Raw genomic sequence first — 25,000 nt, forward strand, 5'->3', positions numbered from 1 at the left:
GGGAGGTTTGGCACCTCGATGTCGGCTCATCGCATCCTGGGGCTGTAGTCGGTCCCAAGGGTTGGGCTGTTCGCCCATTAAAGCGGTACGCGAGCTGGGTTCAGAACGTCGTGAGACAGTTCGGTCCCTATCCGTCGTGGGCGTAGGAAATTTGAGAGGAGCTGTCCTTAGTACGAGAGGACCGGGATGGACGCACCGCTGGTGTACCAGTTGTTCTGCCAAGGGCATAGCTGGGTAGCTATGTGCGGAAGGGATAAGTGCTGAAAGCATCTAAGCATGAAGCCCCCCTCAAGATGAGATTTCCCATAGCGTAAGCTAGTAAGATCCCTGAAAGATGATCAGGTTGATAGGTTCGAGGTGGAAGCATGGTGACATGTGGAGCTGACGAATACTAATAGATCGAGGACTTAACCATATAATATGAAGCAAATGTTATCTAGTTTTGAAGGAATATACCTTCATAAGTCTGGTAATGATGGCAGAGAGGTCACACCCGTTCCCATACCGAACACGGAAGTTAAGCTCTCTAGCGCCGATGGTAGTTGGGATTTTGTCCCTGTGAGAGTAGGACGTTGCCAGGCTTTATTATCATCGCGGGGTGGAGCAGTCTGGTAGCTCGTCGGGCTCATAACCCGAAGGTCGCAGGTTCAAATCCTGTCCCCGCAACCAAATGGTCCCGTGGTGTAGTGGTTAACATGCCTGCCTGTCACGCAGGAGATCGCCGGTTCGACCCCGGTCGGGACCGCCACTTATATAAATTAAAGAACGAAACAATATGTTTCGTATTTTTTTATTTACTTTAATTCAACTTATAAGACAGTCAATCTTATCCTTAGGACAACTCCTAAGGTCTTTTTTATATATTCGAAACTGAAACAAAAATAAAAAATCTGTATAATAAAGAGCAGGGAATACTAACAGTAAGGTAGGTGAAACCTTTGAATAAATATGAAATAACAACAATGTCCTCAGAAGAAACGCAGAATTTATCAGAAAGGCTTGGAAAATTAGTTCAGGCGCAGGATGTTTTAATTTTAGAAGGGGACTTAGGTGCAGGTAAGACAACATTTACAAAAGGTCTTGCAAAAGGTCTTGGTGTGAAACGTGTTGTGAATAGTCCAACGTTCAATATTATTAAAGAATATAAGGGACGATTACCTCTGTATCATATGGATGTATACCGCCTAGCGGAGAGCGAAGAAGATTTAGGGTTTGATGAATATTTTTATGGTGAAGGTGTAACAGTGGTGGAATGGGCACATTTAATAGAGGCTTTTTTACCATCTTCACTTTTAAAAATCAGTTTATTCCACACGGGGGATAGTACAAGAAAAATTGTATTAGAGCCAAGCGGAGAACGTTATATTAGATTATGTGAGGAGCTATTACAAAATGAAAGTACTAGCAATTGATACTTCTAACTATGTAATGGGAGTTTCTCTTATTGATGGAAATACGGTTGTTGGAGAAATCATTACAAACTTAACAAAAAATCATTCTGTGCGTCTGATGCCAGCAGTAGAGCAGCTTTTACAAGAATGTAGTGTGAAACCAAAGGAATTGAATAAAATCGTTGTAGCAGCTGGACCAGGCTCTTATACAGGTGTTCGTATTGGTGTAACAGTGGCCAAAACATTAGCTTGGTCATTGCAAATCCCGATTGTTGGTGTATCAAGTTTAGAAGTGCTGGCAGCAAACGGAATAAATTTCTCAGGGTATATTTGTCCGTTATTTGATGGTCGTCGTCAGCAAATTTATACAGGACTATATACATATAGAGAACAAGAGTTACAATCTGTGAAAGAGGATCGTATTATTCTTATTGTTGATTGGCTACAAATGTTAAAAGAGATAGGACAACCTATTTTATTTATCGGAAATGATGTAGAACAGCATAAAGATACAATTGTAGAACACTTAGGGAATCAAGCGGTATTTGCCCCGCTGACAAAACATAATCCACGCCCAAGTGAATTAGCTTTCTTAGGTTTACAGAAAGAAGAGCAATCTGTGCATACATTCGTTCCAAGTTACCTTCGTTTGGCAGAAGCAGAGGCAAAATGGCTAGAAAGTCAAAAGAAATAGGGGTCTCATGAATGAACATTACATTTAGAAGTATGAAGGAAGAGGATATTCCACAAATTGTTGCGATTGAAGAAGCTTCATTTGCGACTCCTTGGACTGCCGAAGCATTTGAACGAGAATTAAACATGAATGAGTATGCACACTACGTTGTAATGGAAACAGAGGAAGGCATTCTAGGTTATTGCGGACTTTGGATTGTTCTTGATGAATCACATATTACGAACATTGCGATATTACCACAATACCGTGGTCAAAGGCTCGGAGAAGCGTTATTACAAGAAGTAATAAACAAAGCGAGAGATCTTGGAGCAAATACAATGACACTTGAAGTTCGTGTTTCAAATGAAGTTGCAAAAAAGTTATATCGAAGACATGGTTTTCAAAATGGCGGAATTCGCAAAAGATACTATACAGACAATTATGAAGATGGTCTTGTAATGTGGGTGAACTTATGATGAAAAAAGATACAATTATACTGGGTATTGAAACAAGTTGTGATGAAACTGCTGTGGCAGTTGTGAAAAATGGACGAGAAATTTTAGCGAACATTGTAGCTTCGCAAATTGAAAGCCATAAACGTTTTGGCGGGGTTGTTCCAGAAATTGCATCTCGTCACCATGTGGAACAAATAACGGTTGTATTAGAAGAAGCGTTAAAAGAAGCGCAAATTACATTTGAAGATATTGATGCAATTGCAGTTACGGAAGGACCAGGCCTTGTTGGGGCGTTGTTAATTGGTGTGAATGCAGCAAAAGCAGTAGCTTTTGCACATAATATCCCGTTAGTTGGGGTGCATCATATTGCTGGGCATATTTATGCGAATCGTTTAGTACAAGAACTGCAGTTTCCACTATTGTCTCTCGTTGTATCCGGTGGACATACAGAGCTTGTTTATATGAAAGAGCATGGTTCATTTGAAGTAATTGGTGAAACAAGAGACGATGCTGCAGGAGAAGCATACGACAAGGTGGCACGTACGTTATCAATGCCATATCCAGGGGGGCCGCACATTGATCGTCTTGCTCATGAAGGAGAGCCGACAATCGATCTACCTCGTGCATGGCTTGAACCAGATTCTTATGATTTTAGCTTTAGTGGTTTAAAATCCGCAGTTATTAACACTGTGCATAACGCAAAGCAGCGAGGAGAAGAACTTACTCCTGAAGATTTAGCTGCAAGTTTTCAGGCAAGTGTAATTGATGTGTTAGTAACAAAAACAGTACGAGCAGCAGAGGAGTATGGCGTGAAGCAAGTGCTTCTTGCTGGAGGGGTTGCGGCAAATAAAGGATTACGAGCTCGATTGGAAGCGGAGTTTGCAAATAAAAACGATGTGAAGCTTATTATTCCACCGTTATCTTTATGCACAGATAACGCTGCTATGATTGCTGCAGCTGGTACAATTGCATATGAGCAAGGAAAGAGGGCAACATTGGCATTAAATGCAAACCCTGGCTTGGATATTGAATCATAGTTATTCCGTGTTTAATGAGACAGTAAATGTTCTACTTTCGTTAAAGAAGATAACTTTAGTTACATGTTAGTGGGACTACAGATAGAAGTTTCACTTTATACACATAATTAACCACAACCTGTGGATAAAACCTATATTATCTGTTGATAATATAGGTTTTTTTGTGAGTATAAAGTGTGGATAAATATTATTGCGTTTGTGGATAATGTGGAAAACTTATGTATAGCTTGATAATATGAAAATGAATATGTGAATAATATTGTGGATAAATAAAAAAGTTAGCGTAAATGCTAACCTTTTTATCCCGCTATTCGCGGCCAGTAAGATCTCCCATCTCAAGATGGAGAGAGAAGCATTGTCCAGCTCTAGCGGCTAGAATCTCCGGTCGTTTCGCCCCTTCGGACGAGGCAAAAAGCGCCTCTCTGTCGGGTGCTCCAACGTCCTGTGATTCTGGGCGAGCCGCTTCCGCTTTTCTACAGAAAATAGGTGGGGGATGAAAAAACCCCAATGATAGAAGTTTCACTTTATATTTGTAATTCTTCCCATTCTTCCATACATGCTTCTAATTGTTCTTGTAGTGTTTGTTTTTCTGCTGTAATATTACTTGCTTTTTCATAATCAGCATATACTTCAGGCAGACAAAGTTGTTCTTCTAGTGTAGCAATTTGCTCTTCCATTGCAGCAATGTTTTCTTCTAATTCTTCAATTCTACGCATACGTTGACGCTCTTGCTTTTTACGTTCTTTTTCTTCAATATAATTTAATTTTTCTTGTGCCACTTGTTTTTGTACAGGGTTATTTGTTTCTTGTTCTTCAAGTTCCGCCCGTTCTAACATTTCATTTTTCTTTTCTACATAATAATCGTAATCGCCTAGATACTCCACTGCCCCGTCTGTTGATAACTCAATAACTTTTGTGGTGATGCGATTAATGAAATAGCGGTCATGGGAAACAAATAAAATAGTTCCCGGAAAATCAATAAGAGCATTTTCTAATATTTCTTTGCTACTTAAATCTAAATGGTTTGTCGGTTCATCTAAAATAAGTACATTTGATTTTTGCATCATAAGTTTTGCAAGGGCTAAACGTGCCTTCTGTCCACCACTTAAAGAAGAGACTGGCTTTAAAACATCATCACCAGAAAATAAAAAGTTTCCAAGTACTGTGCGGATTTCTTTTTCTGGTTGCATCGGGTAATCATCCCAAAGCTCATCTAATACACGTTTCGATGATGTTAAGTTTGCTTGTTCTTGGTCATAATATCCAATAGAAACGTTAGAGCCGAATGAAATACTGCCGTTTAAAGGACGAAGTTTATCCACAAGAGATTTTAATAAGGTGGATTTTCCGATTCCATTTGGACCGACAAGGGCAACACTATCTCCTCTCGTTAATTGGAAATGAATGTGCTCAATGATTGGTTCGTTATTATAACCAATTGTGACATTTTTTACTTGTAGTACATCATTGCCGCTTTGCCTATCGATATCAAAATGGAAAGAAGCAGATTTTGCATCACCGAGTGGTTTTGTCATAAGCTCCATACGATCTAATTGTTTTTGGCGACTTTGTGCCCGTTTTGTTGTAGATGCACGGGCGATATTTTTTTGAATGAAGTCTTGTAACTTTGTAACTTCTTCTTGCTGTTTTTCGTAACGCTTCATCTCTTGTTCGTATAGTGCGGCTTTAAGTTCTAAATACTTACTGTAGTTCCCTGTGTATTTTCGACTTTGTTTATTAGAGATTTCATACACCTGTGTTACGAGTTTATCTAGAAAGTATCGATCGTGTGAAACGATTAAAATAGCACCAGGATAGCCTTGTAAATATTGTTCCAGCCACGTTAATGTATCGATATCTAAATGGTTGGTTGGCTCATCCAAAATAAGCAAATCTGGTTTTGTTAATAATAATTTGCCAAGAGCTAAACGAGTTTTTTGTCCACCGCTTAATGTGGAGATTGTTGTTCCGTGTGTCTCAGAAGGAAAACCGAGTCCGCTTAAAACAGAGCGAATATCAGCTTCGTATTGGTAGCCGCCTTTATTTTTATAATCTAATTGCAGGCGATCATACTCTGCTAACAATCTTTCATGTACGGTGACATTTGTGAAATTTTCTTCTTTCCCCATTTCTTGTTCTAGCCTTCGGAGTTCTTTCTCCATGTGTTGTAAATCTAGAAATACCGTTAACATTTCATCCCAAATGGTTAATGACGTTTCAAGACCAGTGTGCTGTGCTAAGTAACCGATAGATACATCTTTTGGTTTAATAATTTCTCCGCTGTCATGGGATAGTTCTCCTGCAATAATCTTTAATAATGTAGACTTTCCAGCGCCGTTACGGCCGACAAGTGCAATGCGATCACGCGTCTGTACCTCTAACTTAATGTTTGAAAGAATCACTTCAGCGGCGTGCAACTTGGAAAGGTTATTCACTTGTAGTAAAATCAATGTTTTCACCTCAAATAATTTCTTAACTTTGCCATGATTATATTTCTCAATCATACTAAAAATAGTGTATAGTTGAACATAAATAGAGAAGTTCCCTCTCTATTATACAAGGAAAACTTTCAATGCTAAACTTCCGTACATGTTTCAATCACTTGAACAGATAGGAAGAGAGGAGGGGGTTGCATGGAGCAGCCTAAAATTCCGCAGGCGACTGCCAAAAGATTGCCTCTATACTATCGATTTATCCAAAACTTATCGTTATCTGGTAAGCAACGCGTATCATCTGCTGAATTAAGTGAAGCGGTGAAAGTAGATTCTGCGACAATTCGAAGAGATTTTTCATACTTTGGGGCATTAGGGAAAAAGGGATACGGCTATAACGTAAATTATTTATTGTCGTTTTTCCGTGAAACACTTGACCAAGATGATGTAACGCGTGTAGCCCTAATAGGGGTAGGTAATTTAGGGACAGCTTTCTTACATTACAATTTTACGAAAAATAATAACACAAAAATTGAGATGGCATTTGACGTTGATGAAGAGAAAGTTGGAAAAGAAATCGGAGGAATTCCAGTATATCACCTGGATGAATTAGAAGAAAAACTATCAGATGATATAAAGGTGGCAATATTAACAGTACCTGCTTCTGTTGCACAAGCTGTAGCAGATCGCTTATCGCACACGAGTATACAAGGAGTTTTAAACTTTACACCTGCTAGGTTAAATATAGTAGAACACATTCGAATTCATCATATCGATTTAGCGGTAGAATTACAAACGCTTGTATACTTTTTGAAAAATTATCCACAATAAAAACGCAGGAATTCCCTGCGTTTTTATTATTTCTTCATACTCCCTTTTTTCGGTTTAGAAAAAATTAGGCGAAGTGCCAAACTAAAATCAACCGTTGCCATTACGGAAAGTAATAGTGTATAAAAGTTCCAAACTGTATCCTCAACACTTGTAATTGCTAAGTATGTAAAAATACACCCGAGAAGAAAATACAAAGTTGCCATAACAAATGGTGAATTTCGCATGTTTAAAATCCTCCGATAAATCCTTGCAATTTTTCAGCTTTTTCTAGATAGGGATGTAGTACAAATGTAATTAACATAACATTTGTATTCATCATAACATGAGCCATAATAGGTACAATAATCCGTTTCGTTTTTACGTATAAAAATGAAAAAACAAGCCCCATGGAAATATACACTAATAAATGTGTAGGGTCAAAATGAATTAAAGCAAATATAAGTGAACTCACAATTGCTGCGATAAAGAAATTATACCGTTTATATAGTGTTCCAAATAGAATCTTTCTAAATACAATTTCTTCAAGAATAGGAGCAAATATAGACGAAACAATTATAAATAATGGAGCAGCTTTTATAATATCGATAATGTTTTGTGTATTTTCAGATTCAGCTTTAACTTTAAAAATTTGTGTTTCGATAGTACCGGCAATTACTTGGGCGAATAGAGCAAGAAAAACCCCTAAAATAATCCATCCTATTGTAGCAGGAATGTTTGTCTTTTCCCGCTCCCATTTTTCTGATTGTGTATCGTTGCGTAATAACAGAAGGATAATAATAAGAGCGACAAAGAAGCTAATTAGTCCCCAATGTGCAGTTGCTAATTGAACCTTTTCTTCAAAAGTTCTGTTTCCATTGTTGTATATCCCGCTTTTTAAAAGGACCAATCCTCCAATTACACCTGATAATTGCATTAAAATATATGTAACAACAACCCACCAGTATTGTCTCTTCAATTTTGTAACTCCTTTTTAAATTTTTTGTAATGAAAAAGGAAAATGCTCTACCCATAGAGAAAACAACTTATGGCATCTTCTTATTGTAACATAGGAGAAGAGGGAAAAACGATGGAATATAAAATTGAATCTTCTATCAGTGCCGATCTTTTGAGAGCCGAGGATTTTGGTATTACATTATTACGCTACCCACCCGGTAAAGCGTATGAAGAGGATGTAAAATAGTTTTCCGAAAAATTACGATTTTTTCACTTGCAAAAGAAAATAAGATTCTTTATTATAATAAGTGTGTTAGCACTCGAAGTGTTTGAGTGCTAATAAACATAAAATTTACATAGTAAATTGAGGAGGTTATTGTTCATGCTAAAGCCATTAGGTGATCGCGTTGTAATTGAACTTGTTCAAGCAGAAGAAAAAACAGCAAGTGGTATTGTATTACCAGACACTGCAAAAGAAAAACCACAAGAAGGTAAAGTAGTGGCAGTTGGTACTGGTCGTGTGCTTGAAAATGGTGAGCGTGTTGCTTTAGAGTTAGCTGTAGGCGATCGTATTATCTTCTCAAAATATGCAGGTACTGAAGTGAAATACGAAGGTGCAGAATACTTGATTTTACGTGAAAGCGACATTTTAGCAGTTATCGGTTAATTATATAAATCTTTAAAAATTCAAGGGGGTCAAATATTATGGCAAAAGATATTAAATTTAGTGAAGAAGCACGTCGTTCGATGCTTCGCGGTGTCGACACTCTTGCAAACGCAGTAAAAGTAACGCTTGGACCAAAAGGTCGCAATGTTGTACTTGAGAAAAAATTCGGTTCTCCGCTTATTACAAATGACGGTGTAACAATTGCAAAAGAAATCGAATTAGAAGATGCATTTGAAAATATGGGTGCAAAATTAGTAGCAGAAGTTGCTAGCAAAACAAATGATGTAGCTGGTGACGGTACGACAACTGCAACTGTATTAGCACAAGCTATGATTCGTGAAGGTTTAAAAAACGTAACAGCTGGTGCAAACCCAATGGGTCTTCGTAAAGGTATCGAAAAAGCTGTTGTTGCAGCAGTAGAAGAATTAAAAACAATCTCTAAACCAATTGAAGGTAAATCTTCTATTGCACAAGTAGCTGCTATTTCTGCTGCTGACGAAGAAGTAGGACAATTAATTGCAGAAGCAATGGAGCGCGTTGGTAACGATGGCGTTATTACATTAGAAGAATCTAAAGGTTTCACAACAGAATTAGATGTAGTAGAAGGTATGCAGTTTGATCGTGGATATGCTTCTCCTTACATGATTACTGATTCTGATAAAATGGAAGCAGTTCTTGATAACCCATTTATCTTAATTACTGATAAAAAGGTTTCTAGCATTCAAGAAATCTTACCAGTATTAGAGCAAGTGGTACAACAAGGTAAACCACTTCTTATCATCTCTGAAGACGTAGAAGGCGAAGCGTTAGCTACATTAGTAGTAAATAAACTTCGTGGTACGTTCAACGTAGTAGCTGTTAAAGCTCCTGGCTTCGGTGATCGTCGTAAAGCTATGTTAGAAGATATTGCGATCTTAACTGGCGGTGAAGTGATTACAGAAGAATTAGGCCGCGACTTAAAATCTGCAACTATCGCATCTTTAGGACGCGCTAGCAAAGTTGTTGTAACGAAAGAAAATACAACAATTGTTGAAGGGGTAGGAAATACAGAACAAATCGAAGCTCGCATCGGTCAAATCCGTGCGCAGTTAGAAGAAACAACTTCTGAATTCGATCGTGAAAAATTACAAGAGCGTCTTGCTAAATTAGCAGGCGGGGTAGCTGTAATTAAAGTAGGTGCAGCAACTGAAACTGAATTAAAAGAGCGCAAACTTCGCATTGAAGATGCACTTAACTCAACTCGTGCAGCAGTAGAAGAAGGTATTGTTGCAGGTGGTGGTACTGCACTTATGAACGTATATGCTAAAGTAGCTGGTCTTGCAGCTGAAGGTGACGAAGCGACAGGTATTAACATCGTACTTCGCGCATTAGAAGAGCCAGTTCGTCAAATCGCAATCAACGCTGGTTTAGAAGGTTCTGTTGTTGTAGAACGCTTAAAAGGCGAAAAGGTAGGCGTTGGTTTCAACGCAGCAACAGGCGAGTGGGTAAACATGCTTGAGTCTGGTATCGTAGATCCAACGAAAGTAACTCGTTCAGCTCTTCAAAACGCAGCATCTGTTGCAGCAATGTTCTTAACAACTGAAGCTGTAGTTGCTGACAAACCAGAACCAGCTGGTGCTGCTGGAATGCCTGACATGGGCGGCATGGGCATGGGCGGTATGGGCGGCATGATGTAATTAGGGTCTGAAACCCCAATTATATCAACGTTTTAGGATGGCCTGGTGCATCCATCGAATATGACAAAGACATAACAAAAGAAAAATTCACAGTTAGAGAAGGTCTTCCATTAGTTTATCAAACTTTTGGGAGGCCTTTTCTTCTATGTTGACAGTCATATGAGCATAGATATTCATTGTGGTATTTATGCCAGTATGTCTTAGTCGTTGCTGTATTTCTTTAATCTCTACTTCAGCTTGAAGTAATAAAGGATATTCTTTAGTGGACGAGGCAAACAAAGTATTAGAAAGGTATGCCTAACGTTATACAAACATGGAAAGAAGTACAAACTTAGCAATAGAGAGTGCTATGAAGCGATATGTATAGAATAAATGAAACCCCAAGGCATAATAACCTTGGGTATTTTGGTGAATTAATTAAAATATTACCAAATGAAGCATACTAAATATGACTCTTATTTATTTTGTATCAGCTAAATATTTAGCATAAAGAATCGTATTTTTAACGACATCTAATTCAATATTATATATATTAGGGGGACCTGGCCTCCAATTTACCTCAAACAACCATAGTTTTTGGTTTTCATCGATCCCGACATCAATTCCTAATTCATCCAACGATTCATTATCATATAAAGAATCAAAATGGTTAGAAAAGCTTAGCGCAAATTGTTCAAGATATCTTTGAGTATCGTACCAGGAGTCATCAAACTCTGTTTTTAAGAAAATATCTAGATAAGTACTATAACCACCACTACCCATATTTGATGTAATGGTCCCCAGGCGTCCAATCCTTGGATAAATAGAAGTAATAACCCATTTTCCTTCCCCATTTTTTTGTACATGAAGACGGAAATCAAAAACAAGACCAGATTTTGTTTGACTTGAAATAAACTGTTGAATTAAGTAATCTGATTCTTGTATTTTATTAGATATCAAGTTTAACAATTGTTTTTCTTTAAGAGTTGATGATATGCCTGCCTCATTAATTTTATAATAATTTTTTCTATATTTTTCAATAAGAACAACGCCCCCACCTTGATGTCCAGACCTTGGTTTAATAATAACTTTTTCATAACGTTTGATCATGTCAAAAAAAATCTGAACATCAGTTAATATTTTAAAAGGAATAAGGTATTGTTCAAATTCCTTTGCCTGTTTAATTCTGTTATATACGGTTAATTTGTCTCCGATTGAATGGCTTGTAAACGGAATCCTTTCGGCTAAATAATCAAAGACTTGCTCCGCTTTATCACTTATAGGATAACTTGCATTATAAATGGCATCTGGAAAGGGAAATTCCTTTTCAATCCATTTACCGTTTTCATAGACCTTCCCTAAAATTTTTTGCTTTTCTAAATTTACATTTCCCGGGGTAAAGTAAAAAAAGTTTATACCTTCAGTTTTTGCTACAGCGGCATAAGCATATGCCTTTTTTACGTTATTTGGATCTGACCGATGATGAAGCATGCCTATTAGCGTCATGATATTTCTATTCCACCTCTCTTTAAATTCCTCTTCCAAATGAAAAGACTAGAAATTTTTAAAAATCATTTTACAATCTGTAAGTGTTTAAGATAGAGCTTGCTAGCTCTCTATTTTCATCAAAAAGGCGCATTAAAGACAGAAAAGTATAAGAACGGTTTTTAAATGGTTCAATACAGAAAAAACTGGTTTTAAAAGTTCTAAATGAATCAGGAAGACAATGATCGATATCCCCTTATAAGGAAAATGATTTTGCTACAAGGAAGAATACAAGAGGATATGAATACTGCCTTTATATCGTTAGGCAGAGGGAGGTTTGCTGGAACTCCTTTTGCTTTCCTGTTCGATTTTGCTTTTCCAAAATCGATTCTAGAATTGAATAAACACTCATGTTCGAGTTGCGAATGTTTTTCTTAATTCTTCTAATTTGTAATAAAAATATCCATTTACATATATAAGTTCATGATTTGTCACTCTAACATTTCAAATTGGTTGGTTCAAGATAGAAACGTACCTCACTGGCTGCTTCCCTAGCAATTCTTTTTGCTTCTTCTTTATTATCTGAGGATGCAAGAATGTATCCACAACGATCTCCCATTGATATAGGCGGACGCAAAATTTGTCCTTGTCGGGGTTTTATATACACCTCTTCTACACCGGGATATTGAGAGCTGCGATTTTTTCCCGTTACCTTAATTAATTTTCCTTCAGAATCAACTGTTAAATAATGTGCATATACATGCTTACTGTGTTTTTTAGTGAGGCAAGGCTCATTTCCTAACATTAAATGAATGGTTTCCTCTACCAAATTAATCCCATATCCGATTTCAATGATTCGATTCATCGCACCACCTGAGATTCTTGGGTTGATTTCAACTAATTTCCATGATCCTTGTACTAAGCGCATTTCAAGGTGACAGGCACCATTGTTCATTTGAAAAGCCTTTAAGATGGAACTTATTGTCTCATGGATTTTATCATATAGGCTTTGATCGATATCTGTTAGCAAATCATATCCGGTTACAATAAAGCGTTGAAAAAACGTAATCTCTTGCTCAATTATTGCGATAATATGAACTTTTCCATTGTGTACTAAAGCCTCAATCAAATATTGGGGTCCTGTTAGATACTCCTCTATCAAAATATGGTCATTTTTTGTTAGTAATTTTTGTATTGCTAGCTTTAATTGGTTCTCGTCATTTGCCAAAATAACATCTTTTGATCCTGCAGATACTGGGGATTTTACAATAAGAGGTAAATATTTCTTTTGTTTATCAATAAACTTCTTTAAGGAATCATTAGGTTTATAAATGGTGAAATAGGGGGACATTGGAAGGCCTTTGAGAAGCTCACGAGTTAAAACTTTATTTTCCATTTTTAAAATTGGATCACTAGAGACTACACTCGGACAAAATTCTTCTGATAAGGATGCTGCTACATGAACGTAAGGATGTACAAAACTAAAAATACCTTTTATTTGTTTACCTTGTTTTTGTAGCTTGATGATGTTTTCTTTTAAGTCCTTGTAATTGGATAATCTCACTAAAATCATTTGATGGACATCGGGGAATTCTGTTCTTTGATGAATGAATTTTGGTTTATTGGTTAATAACACTGTAAAAAAACCGAGTCGTTCTGCTGCTTTGATTGCTTCCCTACACGATCCAGATTTATTAGTTTCAATAAAAACAATGGTTTTCATGTGCTTACGTCATCCTCCTTTGATGTTTTTATCAGGTATTTTATTTCTACACTTATATAATATAAATACTTGTCAAGGCTTGTTCTCAACTCTTTATCTAATTTACAAAATTGGCAGTAAACAAGAAGTCATTGAGTTGTTAGAAAAATGTTGGGTTCCCAAAAGTGAATATAAACAACGACCGTTTTATAAACGATTGCAAAAGAAATTAAATAACTTGAGTCCATATACATATAGGAAAGGGGCTTTTTTATTACTGTCTATATTTGTATTTTATTTAAAGTTATTTAGACAGAAACTTTAAAAACGTTGATTTGAAGCCGTTTTTAAAGTTTTATTTTCTTCTATTATATATTCAAATGAATGGGAGGCTTGATGTAATTTTATGCGCCTTGAAACATCCATCTCTATCTAGAGATGGATGTTTTTGTTTTTCTAGCAATATGAGGGGTTAATGAAATTATGGTGCGGGCTAAGGAAAAAATGATTGAGAGGAGATTTATTGTATGAGGAAAATAATTTCTGTAGAATTTTGTCGCTTTCTCTCTTGACCGTATTCATACTTCATTGTTAGAATCTAGGAAGATAATATAAAGTATTCCTTCATATATCCTCAATAATATGGATTGAGAGTCTCTACCGGGTTACCGTAAACAACCTGACTATGAAGGCAGTGTGTCTATGTTTATAAGGAGAAAGTTCCTTTATAAAGCTAGGCTCCTGCCTTTTCTTTGTTATGAGACTGAGGGCAGGGGACTGGCTTTTTTTATTATATTGGTAATTGTTTTTACCAAATTGGTGAAAATGTTTATATACAGAACTATGGGGTGATTATTTTGAAGAAACAGCACGATACGATTATCGTTTTAGATTTTGGAAGTCAGTACAACCAGTTAATTGCGCGTCGCATTCGTGAATTTGGCGTGTATAGTGAACTTCATCCGCATACGATTACAGCAGAAGAAATTAAAGCGATGAATCCAAAAGGAATTATTTTCTCTGGTGGACCGAACAGTGTATACGGCGAAAGTGCATTCCACTGTGACGAAAAAATCTTTGAATTAGGCTTACCGATCTTTGGTATTTGCTACGGTATGCAATTAATGACAAAGCACTTTGGTGGAAAAGTAGAACGTGCAAACCATCGTGAGTACGGAAAAGCAGTATTAAAAGTAGAGAATCAATCGAAATTATATACAAACCTTCCAGAAGAACAAGTTGTTTGGATGAGTCATGGTGACTTAGTAACAGGCTTACCAGAGGGTTTCGTAGTAGATGCAACAAGTGAGTCTTGCCCAATTGCTGGTATGAGCAACGAAGCACAAAACTTATATGGTGTACAATTCCATCCGGAAGTACGTCATTCTGAGCACGGTAATGATTTAATTAAGAACTTTGTATTCGGTGTTTGTGGTTGTACTGAGGGCTGGAACATGGAGAACTTCATTGAAGTAGAATTAGAAAAGATTCGTGAAACAGTTGGCGACAAAAAAGTATTATGCGCACTTAGCGGCGGCGTAGACTCTTCTGTTGTAGCGGTATTAATTCATAAAGCAATCGGTGATCAATTAACATGTATTTTCGTTGACCACGGCTTACTTCGTAAAGGAGAAGCTGAAGGGGTTATGAAAACATTTAGCGAAGGCTTCCACATGAACGTTATTAAAGTGGATGCACAAGAACGCTTCATGAGCAAATTAGCAGGTGTTGAAGATCCAGAACAAAAACGCAAAATCATCGGTAACGAATTTATTTATGTATTTGATGATGAAGCATCTAAATTAGAAGGAATGGACTTCTTAGCACAAGGTACACTGTACACAGATATTATTGAAAGTGGTACAGCAACTGCACAAACAATTAAGTCTCACCATAACGTTGGTGGACTTCCAGAAGATATGCAGTTTAAATTAATCGAGCCTTTAAATACGTTATTTAAAGACGAAGTACGTGAATTAGGATCAGAACTAGGGATTCCGGATGAAATCGTATGGCGTCAACCATTCCCAGGTCCAGGACTTGGTATTCGTGTATTAGGTGAAATTACAGAAGAAAAACTAGAAATCGTTCGTGAATCTGATGCGATTTTACGCGAAGAAATCAAAAAAGCTGGTTTAGACCGTGAAGTTTGGCAATATTTCACTGCACTTCCTGGCATGCGTAGCGTAGGTGTTATGGGTGACGAGCGTACGTATGATTACACAGTAGGTATTCGTGCTGTAACATCTATCGATGGTATGACAGCAGACTGGGCACGTATTCCTTGGGATGTATTAGAGAAAATCTCTGTACGTATTGTAAACGAAGTAAAACACGTGAACCGTATTGTGTATGATATTACTTCTAAGCCACCAGCAACAATTGAGTGGGAATAATAATAAAAAAGCTTGGAGTGCATATTTTAAAGGCACTCCAAGCCTCTTTTATTTATAGTGATACCAGTTTTGATACCAATATCCTTTGAATTTAAAAATTTCTGATATAAAAATATACTTATTTTCTAAAAAAAGGTATAATAAGTAATTATTAAGTTTTATGTCGAAAAGAGGGATATAAATGGTTTGGAAAGGTAAACCAATTCCTTTGTTGGAATGGCCTAGTAATATCGATTATATTCTATTCGTTGATGAAAATGGCGTTCCTAATTTGAATAATGTTGAATCCGGAAACAAATGGTTTACGATAACGGGTCTTCTTTTTGATAAAGAACAATGTCTCCTTTTAAAAGATGAAATAACCAATTTAAAACTTAAGTATTGGGATAATGGCATCTTTAATAAAAAAAGGGTAGTTTTTCATTCTAGAGACATTAGAAAAAAAACAGGACCATTTAATCCTAAATTGATTAATTACGAAGAATTTATTTCAGAATTACAACTAACATTAAAAAAGTTAGATTATAAAATATTTTCGTCATCTATTAATAAGAAATTACATATATCTCAATACTCGGATCCTTATCCAGTGTATAATTTTTGTTTAGAATTTATTTTAGAAAGATTTGCTTTGTATTTGTGCAAATGCAATAAAAACGGCGTAGTAGTAGTGGAGTCCAGAGGGAAAAAAGAAAATATGGTTTTATTAGACTCTGCTGTATCTGTGTTAGATAAAGGAAACAGATTCTTAGAGAAACAAAGATTTAGAAATATTAAGGGTGTTTATTTTAATCCTAAAAGGACTATTAATAATAAGCTTTCTTTTCCACATTTAGAGGCTGCTGATTTAATAGGTTATGAGATTTATAATTATATAAAAAATGATAATCCATCGTTCTTATTTAAAGAAGTGGAAAAGAACTTTTATAATTATCCGAACTTCTCAGGATATGGAATGAAAATTTTCCCTTAAATTTTTATGAGGTGATTTTGAATGGCAATTAGTACAAAAAAAGATGAAAAACTAGATAAATTAAATGAATGGCGAGAAGAAAAAGAGAAATTAGCCATTGCTTTTTTTGATGAGGAACATTCAATTAAAGAAATTAAAGTATCTAAAGGTGAAATTTATAATTGTTACTTGGGTGAAAATATAGGGCATGAACAATGTAAAACGCGTCCAGTCTTAATTATCTCTTCGGATTTCTTTAATGATAGAACATCGACTGTAACTGTTGCGCCTTTAAGTACCACAATAGTTACAAAAGAAATCAGAAAAGATGGAAGAACTAGAAGAGTGTTGAGATTTAAATCTCAATATCGTTTACATCAATGGAAATTTAATTATTTAGCTGAAGATTCTGTTGTAAAATTAGATCAGCTAAAAACAGTTTGTAAAAGTCGGTTGCAGGAAAGATTAGGTTGCTTAGATGAGCAAACTCAAACTGGCATAAATCAAAAAATAATCAATTACCTTGACTTAAAAATATAAAAATGGATATAATAAGAGTACGACATCGACCCCATGTGAGGTTGATAAAATGACACATGATGGTTTGAGGATAGCTCAAACGCATATTTAATATGTTTGTGGTTTTTGACTGAAGACCCCTATGAGAGGTCTTCTTTTTATTTGACGTCTGAAAGTTTTTACTAAATATTAATTGCCTTGAATAGTGTATTGTTTATCTTATATTCTATTGTAAATATAGATTACAGATCATTTTTGGTATTTCTAGCTACATTGTATTTGAATGACTGATTACCTTGAAACTTAGTTTTCTTTTCATGAGAGGTTTTATAATGAATCGAGCCAGTCATGCTGTTTGCAATTTCGAAGTTTACATTCGGATATAAATGCGAATAGGTACTTAATGTTGTTTTGATATCTTCATGTCCTAAACGATCTTTAATAACAAGTGGGTTAACGTTATATTCGTTAATCAGAAAAGAAGCATGAGAGTGACGTAAGCCTTTTGCTTGGATACGTTTTACCCCAGCTAATTTTGCGTGACGTGTGATGATACGAGCAATAGTAGACTTCCATGTTGGTCTTCCATCATAGGAAAGTACAAAATCGATTGTACTTACTTTTTCTTGTGCTACTTTCCAATGCTGTAAAATTTCTATGGTATCAGCATCTAAAGCAATTGTTCTCATACCTGCTTGTGTTTTTGTTGGGCCTAACTCCCATTTGCTCCCGTTAGTCATACGTAGAGAGTGACGAACGGTTAATGTTCGATTTTCTAAATCGATATCCTCTTTCCAACGTAGAGCGGTTGCTTCATTTACTCGTAGCCCAGTCATAAAGTATAGCCAGATGATGATAAAAGAATAATGTTCATAATAATCATCAAGATTAAATGTTGATAAAACTTTCTCAAATTCATTCTTAGTCCAAAATTCAACTTTTACTTTTTCTTTCTTTATTGCACCTACTTGCTTAGCACGATTAGTTTTAATCATACCTAAATTAATGGCTTTCTCTAAAGTTTGAGAAAATAAACCAAAAACCATACGTGCATAGTTTTGTGAATATTGTTCAGTTAAACTATTTTTCCAAATTTGAATATCCAAATTCGTAATGCTACCAACTTTTTTCTTTCCAAATTGGCTTTTTATTTTATTGAACACAGGCAAACGAGCTTTGTAGGTTGTTGTTTCTACACGAGATTTATAGTCTGGGAGGAATAACTGTTCAATATAAGTAGCATAATCCATACCACTATTTGATAGCTGTCCCATCTCTTGCGCATTTTTCAGTTCCTCTGTTTTTGCTTCATACGCTTCTTTTTGTGAATTGAAACCTCTACGAACTTTCCGAATTCGTTTACCTGTAATGGCATCAAAGCCTAGGGAAACAGAGTAATACCACTTTCCAGTTTTCTTATCTTTATATATACCAGTAAGTTTTGCCATCTTATCATTCCAATCTTTATAGAAAAGGGACTTACTTGAAGTCCCCTTAATGTTTTAAAATTTAATTCCCGTAATTTGTTCGACAGCTTCTTTAGGTACACGACCCAAACGTTTATTGTCGTAGAACGTATAACCTTTTTGAATCATAAGTGCCTTTGCTTCTCGAATAATTCCTTGGGCAGTTGCTTTAGGATAGCCAACTGCAATTAAATCTTCTTTACTAATAACAGTAGACATTGTATAACCTCATTTCTTAAATTTCCTTTTCACCTAGTAATTCGTTTACAGATTGTTCAATCATGGATTTATCTCTATCTGTAAATTTACTTTTACCTAATAAAATCTCTTCTCGTAAATAAGCATCTGCATATGCTTGTCCAAAAGCTTGTTTGTATGATTCATAAACCATTGCTCGAGATTTTGTTGTGGACTTTTCAATCCACTGTTTTTTTGTTTTCATCGTAACTTTTTCTTTTATAACTCTTAATGGAATTTTAGGTAATCCTTCGATGAACTTATCCCACCAACGCATATTATTCCAACGTGCTTTATTATGAAAATCTTTTTTTTCTTTAGGTTGTGTTTTAAATGAATAGTGACTTCCTAATATGCCTTTTATGACATTATTTAAAGGAATACCATCAGAAATTAAATTACAAACTTGTAAAGCCTTTTTATCCCCTAGTTCTAGCTCCCAACGAACCCATTTGTTAATGTTCAATACTTCGCCTGTATTATCTCGAACCTCTTGCTTTTTATCATAAATTCTAAGCATTTGTGGGGAAGAGCCAATGTATAAGGTAAATCCCATTAGCTCTCCGTCTAAAATTCTCCCACTGTTAAGCTCTTTGAAAGTATGTGCTCTAGTAGATAGTTGTCCTCGTTTCACATAGTCCTGTAACTTTTGAACACTGGGAGAACTATCATCAAAAATATCTAATGCTAAATCAATACGAGTTGGATTTGCTTCTGCTTTTAAAATTGTTGAAATAAAAGCTTGCCAATGCCATCCAGTAGTTTGTGACATATATTCTTCGTACTGTCTGCAGGCTGTACCTGAAAGGTTAACGAGAATGTTTGAATGAAGATTACTTTTATGAAGTTCGATGTTAGCGAAACAATAACGGGTATCGTAAGTAGGAAAAGGACTACTTTTACCTTCAATTCCGAATTCTTCAATAGGGATTCCTAAAATATTTTCAGCAATATTTTTTAAATTTGTGTTAGGAATAGAAAATCGTAACCAATCAATTAAACATTCATTCTTTCTCAAAATTATTCTCCGATTTTATAAGATGAAGCACTTACTTTTAATTCTGCAAATTGCCATGTATCAATCATTGATCCATTTGCATAAGCTTTCTTTTGAACCTTTTTAGGATAGACAGCTAGATTGTTAAAGGTAATTGGAATAAATTCATCTTCTTCATATGAATCTAGTACTGGTAAAGAATCTTGGTGTTCAATGACAATCGTAATTGGAGAGCCATATTCAGTTAGTTGATTTGCAATTGCTAATTCAACTAGAGTACGATCATAAACCTTAAATGTTAAAGTAGTAGCACCTGTTTCAACGTATTCGCCTAAAGGAGTACGTTCTTTTTCGGCTTTAATTGAAAGTTCGTTAGCAAGGAATAAGAACTGTTTAGGAAGCTTGAACTGTTTTAAATCAAATTGTAAATTGGCTAAATCTTGTTCAGTACCGTCTGTTAATGAAACTTTTGTAGTTGCATTTAATTTTAGTTTTGTATTCATTCATATCTTCCTTCCGGTTGTCTAGTTTTCCCGAACTCTCGGGATGTTAAGGGTGTTACGAAGCCATTAACACCAAAGCTTTAACGGTAATGGCTTGAGTTTAATTCCCCCGTGTTACTAACGGGGGGAATCAGATTTTAAGGATCTTCCACTCCGCTAAGCTTCGTGGTTGCACTCGAGAGAAAACAATTGAACCGTCTCCGACTATCCTTTTGCTGACGCAAGGATTTCAATTCTTGTCTCTCGAGCACTGGAAGTAGGGGTGTGATATTTTAATTTATTCATCCTCTAGTCCGTATTTATTCATACCTTCAATTAGGTGTTTTTCTAATACGGCTTTAACATCGACTTTTGATGTGTCTAACAAAGGAGTACGAAATGCTCGAGGACTACTCCAACCAAGACCATCTAAAAAGATATATCCTTTCCCAATACCTTTTTCAGCTGCTGGAAGTTCCTCATAGAAATCTCCAAGCGCCATTTTGTAACTATCTTTAGACATTCTTCCTAAAGCTACTCTCATACCAGCATTTTCTCGAATAGTAGTTGAAAGAACTTCTGCAGAAAACCTTTGTGATGATAAGATGGCAAAAATGCCAGCTTGCCGACCTTTCAGCATAATTTGAATAAGGTAGGATTCAATTTCCTTTCCCAGCTTTTTATCTTCACCCATTGTTGCAATTAATTCATCGAAGAAAACGAATACAGGTCTTAATCCGTAATAATCGTAAGTTTCTCCAATTGCTGAATTTTCATCTGAGAAGTATTTTTTATACCGCTTATTCATTCTTTCAACAGTTTCTCGAAGTAATCGACAAGCCTGATTCGGTGTACTGGCTATATGAGATTCCTGAAGTTCTTTAGGAAATGCAAAGCGTAGCCCATAAAGATCGGCTCTTTTCCCATCGATAAAATATACATCAGCTCCTAGTTTTGTTACGGATAAGATCAAGTAAGAGAGAAAACGCGTTTTTCCTTGACCGGTTGGTGCTTGAATAATTGCTCCAATTTGTTTCGTTGAAAATTCAAACCATTTATCTTTATCTAATTGAATTGCTTGTTCCATTTTTACACCGTCCATGTAGTCGTTGAATCAATATAGTTATCCGTTTCTTTTGAAAGAATATAGGTAGTATGATTAGCGAAATCCTCTTGAACAGAAATAACGGTCATATTTAATGCCGTTTGAAAAACAGGAGTAAGTTCATTCATTTTAGAAGAGTATTTTGCTCCTTCAGGATAAACTTTTAGAATTAAATACTCTTGATCCCATTTAAACTTAATAATCATTGAAGAATGAATTCTATTAGTTTCATCATTTTTATAATAAAAATGATTTTCTTCAATTATTCGTTTTAAAATAGAGCGTAGTCTTTGCACTTTTGAAAATGTAAACGGACTTAAATACCAAGCTATCATGAAAAATAATAGAAACCATAAAAGTGCAAGCTCAAACAAAAGATTAGGAACTTCAAAGTTAATGTTGATCTCTTTAAAGCTTTTTGAAATAGTTTTTAAAGCAAAATTGATGGTTAAAGGAATACTGCTAAGTATTAAGTATCTAATAGGTGTAAACCATCGCTGTTGTTTAGTTTTTAATTTTGTTTTATGATATTTATTGAACATAGATATATTCTCCTTTCGAGAGTAAAGTTTTGCAGCGTTGGCAGACGCTGTTTTTCTATTACTAGCTCCTTTCTTATATTTTTAGGGTTATACGACGAAAATACGACAAATAAACTAAAAAAACACTAATGAATTTAATACGACGAAAATACGACGATAACTCTGTATAACTAAAATAAACCATTTTAGGGTTATTTGCAATACTTAAAAAGCAGATACTGTAATTTAATGTATGATAAATTCGTTAACTCTGATAACTTGATAAAGGAGTGGAACAAAGTGAAACCTGATAAAAAAGATGTAGGTAAAAGGATAAAGCAAATTAAAGAAAACTATAATCCGCCAATAAGTTTAAAAGATTTCGGGAATTTATTAATAGATGAAAAGGGTAAAAACATTTCAAAAGGGACTGTAGATTCTTGGATGAGAGGGTTGGGAATCCCATCAAAATCAACAATTGAGCAAATTGCTCGATTAGGAAATACCACTGTTGATTGGATATATTGGGGAAGTTTAAAGGGATTTATTCTCTCATACTTAAAAGAAAACAATTATGAAAAGTTTATAGAGACTTATCCTGAAACTATAGATCGGCTAGTAAAACTTTTTCAAGATGCTGGCTTCAATGATGAAAAGCTGCCACAAGTAAACTATGTGAAAAAATATTTTGATAATATTCATCATAATAAGTTTCAGCAATATATTGAATTTATTGTTGAACCATATACTTCTCAAATCTCTAACTATTTGTTTGAGGGTTTTGCTTATGAGGGACCCAAAGAGGTACAGCAGCAAAAGTTTTTGGACTTAGTTAAATTAGAGGTTTCCAGAAAATCTAAAGATATCCCTATTACTTGGGGAGATGATGAAAAAATAAAATTAATCGCAAAGGAACAATTTGATCGTTGGGTTCGGCAATATGATAAAAATAAGAAAATCGAAGAAGAAGAAAATAATACTATCATGAATTATCTTATTGAACACACTAAAGATGAAAAAGGTGTTAAACAAATTCTTTCTAATATTTCATTAAATAATAATTTTAGTTTTTATTATGATACAAAACTGGCTGATGAAATTGTTAAAGTTTTCTTAGAGTTAGGTGAAAAATTGCAAGAATTAGATAAGCAAACAGAGTTGCGTGATAAAAAGCAAACCTTTATGAAGAGAAGTATTGATAAATTTAAGGGTTTTTATAATGGAAATTAGATTGATACCACCTTTGATACCAACTCTAAAAATTTTATGTTATTATAAATTCAAAATAAGGTGTTAAACTCCGTAAATATTAGTGTTCTTTTTAAAGTAATATAAGTTTTTTATTGAGTGGGAATAAAGTGAATTTCATGATATAGAAGACGATCCATCTATACTTTTATGTGTAGATGGATCGTCTTTTTTTATTTTTACACGAACAAAATCTGTTTTTAAACAAAAAATGTTCGTTTTTAGATTGACACTTGGATGTATATGAGTTAATATGAGTATGTGATTAATAATAAAAATGAATATTACAGCCGTCGTATAATATCGGGAATATGGCCCGAAAGTTTCTACCTAGCTACCGTAAATGGCTTGACTACGAGGCGTTTTAATATAAAGATAAGGGATAATTATCTTTGTTTATAGACGCTTCCATGTATATGCAATGGAAGCCTTTTTTATTTTCGTGGATAAAAGAGGGGCTAGGAAGGGTTACGATGAGCAATTATATAACGGGGGAAACATAGAATGAAACGTTACTTTCAGTTCGATGAACTCGGTACAAATTATAAAACAGAGTTCATTGCAGGGTTAACAACATTTTTATCTATGGCGTATGTGTTATTTGTCAATCCGGCTACGTTGTCGTTAGGGCACATTAAGGGACTACCGGCAGGAACAGGAATGGACGCAGGTGCGGTGTTTGTTGCAACTGCATTAGCAGCAGCAATTGGATCACTCATTATGGGGATTTTTGCAAAATATCCAATCGCATTAGCACCGGGAATGGGAATTAATGCTTTCTTTGCTTACACAGTTCTATTGACAATGCAGATTCCGTGGCAAACAGCGATTGCTGGAACATTAGTATCAGGTATTCTTTTTATCATTCTTACAGCTTCCGGTATTCGTGAGAAGATTATTAACGCAATTCCAACAGAGTTGAAATTTGCGGTAGCTGCAGGGATTGGATTATTTATCGCGTTTATTGGCTTTCAAAATGCCGGAATTATTGTAAAAAATGATGCTGTACTTGTTGGTTTAGGAGACTTAACAAAAGGAACAACATTGCTTACGATTTTCGGTGTAGTTATAACTGTTATTTTAATGACAAGAAAAGTGAATGGAGCAGTATTTTATGGGATGGTTCTTACAGCAATTGCTGGTGTAGTGACAGGATTGATAGATACACCAAAAGCAGTTATTGGTGCTGTGCCAAGTTTAGAGCCGACATTCGGAGTTGCTCTTCAACATATTGGTGATATTTTCACTCCTAAAATGTTTGCTGTTATTTTAACTTTCTTCTTTATTGATTTCTTTGATACAGCAGGAACGCTTGTTGCAGTTGCAAATCAAGCAGGCTTAATGAAAGATAATAAATTACCTCGTGCAGGAAGAGCGTTATTCTCTGATGCGATTGCGACTGTAATCGGGGCAATACTTGGTACATCTACAACGACGTCTTATATTGAATCCTCTGCAGGGGTAGCAGCTGGAGGACGTTCCGGATTTACGGCAGTTGTGACAGCGGGATTTTTCTTATTAGCACTTTTCTTTTCACCGTTATTAAGTGTAGTAACACCAGCTGTAACGGCACCGGCTTTAATCATTGTAGGAATTTTGATGGTATCATCATTAGGGGAAATCGATTGGAAGAAGTTCGAAACTGCAGTACCGGCATTCTTTACAATTATCTCAATGCCACTCACATACAGTATCGCGACAGGAATTGCGATTGGTTTTATCTTCTATCCAATTACAATGGTTGTAAGTGGTCGTCGTAAAGAGATTCATCCAATTATGTATGTAATGGGAGTTTTATTCGTACTTTATTTTGTCT

The 25,000-nt window shown here is 35.4% G+C and carries 23 protein-coding genes, 2 tRNA genes, 2 rRNA genes, 1 pseudogene and 2 riboswitches (2 of these 30 cut by a window edge); of the genes and pseudogenes, 16 read left to right on the forward strand and 12 right to left on the reverse strand.

Features of this window, described 5'->3' with window-relative positions; all coding sequences use genetic code 11:
• The 8 genes from AB1284_RS24000 to tsaD all read left to right on the forward strand — a co-directional run.
• Window positions 1-415: ribosomal RNA gene (locus AB1284_RS24000) — 23S ribosomal RNA — on the forward strand; it begins 2,507 nt to the left of the window's first position.
• A gap of 50 nt (window positions 416-465) precedes the next feature.
• A 5S ribosomal RNA gene (gene rrf, locus AB1284_RS24005) occupies window positions 466-581 on the forward strand.
• An 11-nt stretch (window positions 582-592) separates the two neighbouring features.
• Window positions 593-669 (forward strand) — tRNA-Met (locus AB1284_RS24010).
• A 3-nt stretch (window positions 670-672) separates the two neighbouring features.
• Window positions 673-748, forward strand: a tRNA-Asp gene (locus AB1284_RS24015).
• 190 nt (window positions 749-938) lie between these two features.
• Complete coding sequence (tsaE, locus tag AB1284_RS24020; protein ID WP_429752747.1) at window positions 939-1,412, forward strand: tRNA (adenosine(37)-N6)-threonylcarbamoyltransferase complex ATPase subunit type 1 TsaE; 474 nt, start codon at window positions 939-941, stop codon at window positions 1,410-1,412.
• Complete coding sequence (gene tsaB / locus AB1284_RS24025; RefSeq protein ID WP_429752746.1) at window positions 1,393-2,085, forward strand: tRNA (adenosine(37)-N6)-threonylcarbamoyltransferase complex dimerization subunit type 1 TsaB; 693 nt, start codon at window positions 1,393-1,395, stop codon at window positions 2,083-2,085. The genes tsaE and tsaB overlap by 20 nt, the downstream gene beginning before the upstream one ends.
• 11 nt (window positions 2,086-2,096) lie before the next feature.
• Entirely contained in the window at window positions 2,097-2,540 is a 444-nt protein-coding gene (gene rimI, locus AB1284_RS24030; RefSeq protein WP_429752745.1) for a ribosomal protein S18-alanine N-acetyltransferase, read from the forward strand.
• Window positions 2,540-3,556: a tRNA (adenosine(37)-N6)-threonylcarbamoyltransferase complex transferase subunit TsaD gene (tsaD, locus tag AB1284_RS24035; protein WP_429752744.1), complete on the forward strand. Its 1,017-nt coding sequence runs from the start codon at window positions 2,540-2,542 to the stop codon at window positions 3,554-3,556. Before rimI ends, tsaD begins: the two co-directional genes overlap by 1 nt.
• Before the next feature lie 524 nt (window positions 3,557-4,080).
• Here tsaD and AB1284_RS24040 read toward each other — a convergent pair.
• A complete protein-coding gene (locus tag AB1284_RS24040; RefSeq protein WP_429752743.1) occupies window positions 4,081-6,006 on the reverse strand; it encodes an ATP-binding cassette domain-containing protein in 1,926 nt (641 codons plus the stop codon).
• Between the two features lie 183 nt (window positions 6,007-6,189).
• Here AB1284_RS24040 and AB1284_RS24045 point away from each other — a divergent pair, with 183 nt between their 5' ends.
• Window positions 6,190-6,819, forward strand: a complete 630-nt coding sequence (locus AB1284_RS24045) for a redox-sensing transcriptional repressor Rex (RefSeq protein ID WP_154712707.1) — start codon at window positions 6,190-6,192, stop codon at window positions 6,817-6,819.
• Window positions 6,820-6,845: 26 nt separating this feature from the next.
• Here the strand turns inward: AB1284_RS24045 and AB1284_RS24050 are convergent, their stop codons facing one another.
• Window positions 6,846-7,043: a YdiK family protein gene (locus tag AB1284_RS24050; protein WP_429752742.1), complete on the reverse strand. Its 198-nt coding sequence runs from the start codon at window positions 7,041-7,043 to the stop codon at window positions 6,846-6,848.
• A gap of 2 nt (window positions 7,044-7,045) precedes the next feature.
• On the reverse strand, window positions 7,046-7,774 hold the full coding sequence (locus AB1284_RS24055; RefSeq protein WP_429752741.1) for a CPBP family intramembrane glutamic endopeptidase: 729 nt from the start codon (window positions 7,772-7,774) through the stop codon (window positions 7,046-7,048).
• Window positions 7,775-8,134: 360 nt separating this feature from the next.
• On the opposite strand from AB1284_RS24055, the gene groES reads away from it, so the two are divergent.
• Window positions 8,135-8,419, forward strand: a complete 285-nt coding sequence (groES, locus tag AB1284_RS24060; RefSeq protein WP_429752740.1) for a co-chaperone GroES — start codon at window positions 8,135-8,137, stop codon at window positions 8,417-8,419.
• A 38-nt stretch (window positions 8,420-8,457) separates the two neighbouring features.
• Entirely contained in the window at window positions 8,458-10,095 is a 1,638-nt protein-coding gene (gene groL / locus AB1284_RS24065) for a chaperonin GroEL (RefSeq protein WP_429752739.1), read from the forward strand.
• A 93-nt stretch (window positions 10,096-10,188) separates the two neighbouring features.
• On the opposite strand, the pseudogene AB1284_RS24070 reads toward groL, so the two are convergent.
• The 3 genes and pseudogenes from AB1284_RS24070 to AB1284_RS24080 all read right to left on the reverse strand — a co-directional run.
• Window positions 10,189-10,344 (reverse strand): annotated as a pseudogene (locus tag AB1284_RS24070) (site-specific integrase); the annotation flags it as partial.
• A gap of 210 nt (window positions 10,345-10,554) precedes the next feature.
• Window positions 10,555-11,580 (reverse strand): YheC/YheD family protein, encoded by a 1,026-nt coding sequence (locus AB1284_RS24075; protein WP_429752738.1) that lies wholly within the window; start codon window positions 11,578-11,580, stop codon window positions 10,555-10,557.
• A 475-nt stretch (window positions 11,581-12,055) separates the two neighbouring features.
• Entirely contained in the window at window positions 12,056-13,282 is a 1,227-nt protein-coding gene (locus tag AB1284_RS24080) for an ATP-grasp domain-containing protein (protein WP_429752737.1), read from the reverse strand.
• 583 nt (window positions 13,283-13,865) lie between these two features.
• A riboswitch (purine riboswitch) is annotated at window positions 13,866-13,967 on the forward strand.
• 151 nt (window positions 13,968-14,118) lie between these two features.
• On the opposite strand from AB1284_RS24080, the gene guaA reads away from it, so the two are divergent.
• The 3 genes from guaA to AB1284_RS24095 all read left to right on the forward strand — a co-directional run bounded on the left by guaA (window position 14,119) and on the right by AB1284_RS24095 (window position 17,149).
• The gene (gene guaA, locus AB1284_RS24085) at window positions 14,119-15,657 is read left to right on the forward strand and encodes a glutamine-hydrolyzing GMP synthase (RefSeq protein WP_429752736.1); all 1,539 of its coding nucleotides are present in this window, start codon (window positions 14,119-14,121) and stop codon (window positions 15,655-15,657) included.
• A 181-nt stretch (window positions 15,658-15,838) separates the two neighbouring features.
• Window positions 15,839-16,630, forward strand: coding sequence for a hypothetical protein (locus tag AB1284_RS24090; protein ID WP_429752735.1), 792 nt, complete (start codon window positions 15,839-15,841; stop codon window positions 16,628-16,630).
• A 21-nt stretch (window positions 16,631-16,651) separates the two neighbouring features.
• On the forward strand, window positions 16,652-17,149 hold the full coding sequence (locus AB1284_RS24095; protein ID WP_429752734.1) for a type II toxin-antitoxin system PemK/MazF family toxin: 498 nt from the start codon (window positions 16,652-16,654) through the stop codon (window positions 17,147-17,149).
• A gap of 221 nt (window positions 17,150-17,370) precedes the next feature.
• On the opposite strand, the gene AB1284_RS24100 is transcribed toward AB1284_RS24095, so the two are convergent.
• From AB1284_RS24100 to AB1284_RS24125, 6 genes are all read right to left on the reverse strand, one after another.
• Window positions 17,371-18,576 (reverse strand): tyrosine-type recombinase/integrase, encoded by a 1,206-nt coding sequence (locus AB1284_RS24100; protein ID WP_429752733.1) that lies wholly within the window; start codon window positions 18,574-18,576, stop codon window positions 17,371-17,373.
• A 54-nt stretch (window positions 18,577-18,630) separates the two neighbouring features.
• Entirely contained in the window at window positions 18,631-18,813 is a 183-nt protein-coding gene (locus tag AB1284_RS24105; RefSeq protein ID WP_098536236.1) for a DUF3173 domain-containing protein, read from the reverse strand.
• 16 nt (window positions 18,814-18,829) lie between these two features.
• On the reverse strand, window positions 18,830-19,849 hold the full coding sequence (locus AB1284_RS24110) for a replication initiation factor domain-containing protein (protein ID WP_429752732.1): 1,020 nt from the start codon (window positions 19,847-19,849) through the stop codon (window positions 18,830-18,832).
• Between the two features lie 2 nt (window positions 19,850-19,851).
• Window positions 19,852-20,331, reverse strand: coding sequence for a hypothetical protein (locus tag AB1284_RS24115; protein ID WP_429752731.1), 480 nt, complete (start codon window positions 20,329-20,331; stop codon window positions 19,852-19,854).
• Window positions 20,332-20,608: 277 nt separating this feature from the next.
• A complete protein-coding gene (locus AB1284_RS24120; protein ID WP_429752730.1) occupies window positions 20,609-21,397 on the reverse strand; it encodes a cell division protein FtsK in 789 nt (262 codons plus the stop codon).
• Between the two features lie 2 nt (window positions 21,398-21,399).
• Entirely contained in the window at window positions 21,400-21,957 is a 558-nt protein-coding gene (locus tag AB1284_RS24125) for a hypothetical protein (protein WP_429752729.1), read from the reverse strand.
• Window positions 21,958-22,236: 279 nt separating this feature from the next.
• Between AB1284_RS24125 and AB1284_RS24130 the strand changes: the two genes are divergently transcribed.
• Together AB1284_RS24130 and AB1284_RS24135 are read left to right on the forward strand one after the other, a co-directional pair.
• Entirely contained in the window at window positions 22,237-23,166 is a 930-nt protein-coding gene (locus AB1284_RS24130; RefSeq protein WP_429752728.1) for a hypothetical protein, read from the forward strand.
• A 290-nt stretch (window positions 23,167-23,456) separates the two neighbouring features.
• A riboswitch (purine riboswitch) is annotated at window positions 23,457-23,559 on the forward strand.
• A gap of 129 nt (window positions 23,560-23,688) precedes the next feature.
• A protein-coding gene (locus AB1284_RS24135; RefSeq protein WP_429752727.1) for an NCS2 family permease crosses the window boundary here: on the forward strand, window positions 23,689-25,000 show its 5' portion. Its footprint extends 14 nt past the window's final position; the window shows 1,312 of its 1,326 coding nt (coding positions 1-1,312); it begins with the start codon at window positions 23,689-23,691; its stop codon lies off the right edge, out of view.

The organism is Bacillus sp. S2(2024) (assembly GCF_050474045.1).
In the GTDB taxonomy this organism is placed as follows: domain Bacteria; phylum Bacillota; class Bacilli; order Bacillales; family Bacillaceae_G; genus Bacillus_A; species Bacillus_A yunxiaonensis.

Bases quoted from the DNA above. Each gene is read 5' to 3' on its own strand.
- tsaB (WP_429752746.1), top strand. From the start codon at position 1,393: ATGAAAGTACTAGCAATTGATACTTCTAACTATGTAATGGGAGTTTCT.
- rimI (WP_429752745.1), top strand. From the start codon at position 2,097: ATGAACATTACATTTAGAAGTATGAAGGAAGAGGATATTCCACAAATT.
- tsaD (WP_429752744.1), top strand. From the start codon at position 2,540: ATGAAAAAAGATACAATTATACTGGGTATTGAAACAAGTTGTGATGAA.
- AB1284_RS24045 (WP_154712707.1), top strand. From the start codon at position 6,190: ATGGAGCAGCCTAAAATTCCGCAGGCGACTGCCAAAAGATTGCCTCTA.
- AB1284_RS24050 (WP_429752742.1), bottom strand. From the start codon at position 7,043: ATGCGAAATTCACCATTTGTTATGGCAACTTTGTATTTTCTTCTCGGG.
- groES (WP_429752740.1), top strand. From the start codon at position 8,135: ATGCTAAAGCCATTAGGTGATCGCGTTGTAATTGAACTTGTTCAAGCA.
- groL (WP_429752739.1), top strand. From the start codon at position 8,458: ATGGCAAAAGATATTAAATTTAGTGAAGAAGCACGTCGTTCGATGCTT.
- AB1284_RS24075 (WP_429752738.1), bottom strand. From the start codon at position 11,580: ATGACGCTAATAGGCATGCTTCATCATCGGTCAGATCCAAATAACGTA.
- AB1284_RS24080 (WP_429752737.1), bottom strand. From the start codon at position 13,282: ATGAAAACCATTGTTTTTATTGAAACTAATAAATCTGGATCGTGTAGG.
- AB1284_RS24090 (WP_429752735.1), top strand. From the start codon at position 15,839: ATGGTTTGGAAAGGTAAACCAATTCCTTTGTTGGAATGGCCTAGTAAT.
- AB1284_RS24095 (WP_429752734.1), top strand. From the start codon at position 16,652: ATGGCAATTAGTACAAAAAAAGATGAAAAACTAGATAAATTAAATGAA.
- AB1284_RS24100 (WP_429752733.1), bottom strand. From the start codon at position 18,576: ATGGCAAAACTTACTGGTATATATAAAGATAAGAAAACTGGAAAGTGG.
- AB1284_RS24105 (WP_098536236.1), bottom strand. From the start codon at position 18,813: ATGTCTACTGTTATTAGTAAAGAAGATTTAATTGCAGTTGGCTATCCT.
- AB1284_RS24115 (WP_429752731.1), bottom strand. From the start codon at position 20,331: ATGAATACAAAACTAAAATTAAATGCAACTACAAAAGTTTCATTAACA.
- AB1284_RS24120 (WP_429752730.1), bottom strand. From the start codon at position 21,397: ATGGAACAAGCAATTCAATTAGATAAAGATAAATGGTTTGAATTTTCA.
- AB1284_RS24125 (WP_429752729.1), bottom strand. From the start codon at position 21,957: ATGTTCAATAAATATCATAAAACAAAATTAAAAACTAAACAACAGCGA.